Genomic DNA, 1,677 nt, shown 5'->3' on the forward strand with positions numbered 1-1,677 from the left:
GGGCATGCCGTGATCGTCAAGCGGCAATCCATCGCCCCGCCCCGTCAGCATGCCCAGGTAGTTGTCATACGAGTGGTTTTCCATCATCAAGATCACGATGTGCTCGATCTGAGGAAGGCAGTCGGAACCCATCGGCATCGCGGGCTCCGGCGGCGCGCCCGGGCTTACGCCGCGCCGCGATAGCCGCCGCCGCGCAGCGGCCGCCTCGATCCGGTCCAGCATCGTCCGATCTTCTCAGATCGGACCCGTCCGGGCGTGGTTCTATCGCTACAAGTCGCGGGATGCCGCCGTGACTAACTGCTGGGCCGCGGCGCGGTGCAATTGATATTGGGGTTTACGCCCACGTAATTGAGCGGGCCCGCGAGAATCGTTATCGCGATTGTGCTGGCCCTGCTGCAGCTGCCGATGAAGCTTTTGTAATCGCCGCGCTGCCCGGCGGCCAGGCCGCCGATAACCAGCCAGACGACAAGAAGCAACGATCCGAGGCGCATGAGGACCTCCGTCATCCGCGATTGCCCGGCCTTGCCCTGGTCCGGCACCTTGGTAAAAAAGCGTACCCGGGTGCGGCAATGCCGGGTCCGTTGCGGACGGCGCCGGCGGCTTTTCCAGGAATCTGGAAGCTGGTCAGGCCAGCGGCGATTTGACTGCCGACGTGCCGCCGCCCACGACGGCTAGAGGCGCTCGATGATCGTCACGTTGGCCTGGCCGCCGCCCTCGCACATCGTCTGCAGGCCGTACCGTCCGCCGACGGCTTCCAGCGCGCAGAGCAGGGTGGTCATCAGCCGGGCGCCGGTCGCGCCGAGCGGGTGGCCCAGCGCGATCGCGCCGCCGCGCACGTTGACCCGGTCAAGGTCCGCCCCGGTCTCCCGCTGCCACGCCAGGACCACGCTGGCGAAGGCCTCGTTGATCTCCACCAGGTCGATCTGGTCCAGGGTCATTCCCGCCCGCGCCAGCGCGTGCGCGGTCGCCGGGATCGGCGCGGTGAGCATCAGCACCGGGTCGTCGCCGCGCGCGCTGATGTGCCGGATCCGGGCGCGCGGGCGCAGTCCGTGCTCCCGCACCGCCCGGGCCGACGCCACGAGCAGCGCGGCCGACGCGTCCGCGATCTGGCTGGACAGCGCGGCGGTGATCAGGCCTTCCTCGCGCAGCGGCTTCAGCGCGGCCATCTTCGCCGCCGAGGTGTCCCTGCGCGGGCACTCGTCGGTCGTCACGTCGCCGTACGGCACGATCTCAGCGTCGAACGCCCCGGCGCCGATGGCGCTGAGCGCGCGCTGGTGGCTGGTCAGGGCGTAGCTCTCCATCTCGTCGCGGGTGATCCCCCACTTCGCCGCGATCATGTCCGCGGCGCGGAACTGCGAGATCTCCTCGGTGCCGTACCTGGCGCGCCAGCCGAGCGACCCGCTGAACGGGTCGTCGACGCCGAACGCCTGTCCCGCGAGCATGGCCGCAGCGATCGGGATCTGACTCATGTTCTGCACCCCGCCCGCGATCACCAGGTCCGCGGTGTCGCTTAGCACGGCCTGCGCGGCGAAGTGAACCGCCTGCTGGGACGAGCCGCACTGGCGGTCCACGGTCACGCCGGGCACGGCCTCCGGCAGGCCCGCCGCGAGCCATGCGGTGCGCGCGATGTCGCCCGCCTGCGGGCCGATCGTGTCCACGCAGCCGAACACGACGTCG

3 protein-coding genes are annotated in these 1,677 nt (G+C 70.1%); all 3 read right to left on the minus strand.

Annotated features, from left to right (window positions below):
• The coding region (locus tag VGS97_RS05835; RefSeq protein WP_326852174.1) for an alkaline phosphatase family protein at positions 1–222 on the minus strand (222 nt) is incomplete at its 3' end.
• Positions 223–293: 71 nt separating this feature from the next.
• Positions 294–491, minus strand: a complete 198-nt coding sequence (locus VGS97_RS05840; RefSeq protein WP_326852175.1) for a hypothetical protein — start codon at positions 489–491, stop codon at positions 294–296.
• Positions 492–671: 180 nt separating this feature from the next.
• Positions 672–1,677, minus strand: a 1,006-nt coding sequence (locus tag VGS97_RS05845; protein WP_326852176.1) for an acetyl-CoA C-acyltransferase, incomplete at its 5' end; no start/stop codon positions are given.

The sequence above is a fragment of the Actinocrinis sp. genome (assembly GCF_035946395.1).
Classification (GTDB): domain Bacteria; phylum Actinomycetota; class Actinomycetes; order Streptomycetales; family Catenulisporaceae; genus Actinocrinis.